The organism is Microbacterium sp. Bi128 (assembly GCF_918698205.1).
In genome coordinates this window covers 1-1,857 of the sequence record NZ_CAKKMM010001019.1, presented here as the reverse complement: position 1 = coordinate 1,857, position 1,857 = coordinate 1, and the positions used below count along the sequence as shown (strand labels likewise).

Annotated in this window: 3 protein-coding genes; all 3 read right to left on the bottom strand. The window is 66.6% G+C overall.

Features of this window, described 5'->3' with window-relative positions:
- A partial coding sequence (locus LQV45_RS29265; protein WP_374208324.1) for an RNA polymerase sigma factor occupies positions 1-501 on the bottom strand: 501 nt, incomplete at its 3' end.
- 130 nt (positions 502-631) lie between these two features.
- Positions 632-1,150 (bottom strand): hypothetical protein, encoded by a 519-nt coding sequence (locus LQV45_RS29260; protein WP_230010568.1) that lies wholly within the window; start codon positions 1,148-1,150, stop codon positions 632-634.
- A gap of 323 nt (positions 1,151-1,473) precedes the next feature.
- Positions 1,474-1,857: pyridoxal-phosphate dependent enzyme (locus LQV45_RS29255; RefSeq protein WP_374208323.1), on the bottom strand; the 384-nt coding region annotated here is incomplete at its 5' end.

Genomic DNA, 1,857 nt, shown 5'->3' with positions numbered 1-1,857 from the left:
GAGCCCGCGGCGCTGAAGCTGCTTGATGGCACCCGGCGTCTTGTCCATGATGCCGGCCACCTGTTCGATGGAAAGGTCCGCGACGATCCGCAGGACGAGAACTTCGCGCTGCTCCTCATTGAGCCTCGCGAGGGTGTCCGAGATACCGCCCAGGGATCCGAGCGCTTCGTCCTCGGCGGATGCCGAGTACCGGGCGTCGTTCAGGGGATCGTATTCGGCCAAATGCGGAGTGCGTTCTCCCCGCCGCCTGTAGTCGACCAGCCGCGCGTGGGCGACGGAGAAAATGAAGGTCCTTAGACCTGCGTGGCCGCCGCTGATGCCGGCCAGCTTTGGCAGGACGTCCACGAACACATCCTGGGTCAGGGCCTCGGCGTCGTCCACGCCCCGGGCCCGGAAGTAGCCCAGCACGGCCGGGGAAATAGCCGTGTACACCGCGCTGAAACCTGAAGGGTCACCAGCTAAGGCGGCTGACAATTCGTCATCGCTTAGCTGCTGTGCCAAGAGGCTGTCCTTCCGTTACTGCTGGGGTGCGGCCCCCGCAAGTCTAGCGGCCGCACCCCGGAGCCCTCCAAAGTGAGGGCTCCCTCCTTGCTTTCAGACCCGTGCCGGGTCCAGGCTAAACAGCCGGAATTTACTTGTCGTGCTGGGGCAGCTCGACCGACGGCTGGGCCGGAACGGACGGCTGGGCCGGAACAGCCGGGGTTGCCGGAATAGCGGGGGTTGCCGGAACGCCCTTGGCACCGGGGACGGCCGGTGTCGCCGGGGTGGCCGGAACTGCGGCGTGGATGTTGGCGTTGGCGCGTGCCTCGCCGGCAGCACCCTTGACGCTGGCGTCGCCCTTGACGGTGGCTCCGTCCTTTCCGTCGGCGGAGCCGTCGACGGCACCCTCGGTGCCGTCCACGTCGGCTTCGGCGTCGCCATTGGCCTTGCCGTCAGTCGACGGCGCGGCCGGAACTGCGGGGACGGCCGGCTTTGCGGGGAGCGTAGGCGTGGCCGGGACAGCCGGCGTGGCGGGCGTAGCGTGGCTCACTTCAGCCTGCTCGGTGCTGGACATCTGAGCGGCATTGGCCAGTCCGATGCCGGAGAAACCTCCGACTGCCAGAATGGCGGCGCCGACAGCGATCTTGGTGGTCTTGCTAACACTCTTCATTACAGACGTACATCCTTTGTTTTTTTGGTTTGAAGGCGGGCTGAGGCCTCATGGGGGCAGTTGACAGCCCACTCTCGCCAGAAAAGGCTGGCCGGCGCCCATGGGGGCAGGCGCCGGCCGGCACTTACGGTGGAAGGCCAGCCGGTGTCTGGTGGGGGGTCCAAGACTCCGGAGGCGCTTACAAAGGAGTAATCGCTGGGCGGGCCCGAAAGGTTACGCACCAATCGGAAATTTCTTGATTTCTTTTTTGAGCCGGCGCTGCAGGGGCTTAACGACGACGGCGGCGGGCCCCGCCAAGGAACCCGCCGCCGTCGTGCGCCGCGTCAGGACCGGAAGAGCCCGCTGTAGGCATTCAGGGCGATCTGGCCACCCAGGTGGGCGTAGAGGACATTGCTGCCGGCCGGAATTTCCCGGCTTTTCACAAGGTCGATCAGCCCGGCCAGGGACTTGCCCTCGTAGACGGGGTCGGTGATCATGGCCTCGAGCGAGGCGCCCAGCCGGATGGCCTCCAGGGTGGAGTCGACGGGAATCCCATAGAGGTCCCCGGCCCAGCCCTCCATGACGTTGATTTCCTCGTCCCGGAGTTCCCTGCCCAGGCCGATCAGCTCGGCGGTGTTCCGGGCGATGCGTTCCACCTGGTCACGGGTCTTCGCCAGGGTTGCCGACGCGTCGATGCCGATCACGCGGCGCGGTTTGTCCTGGCCCGC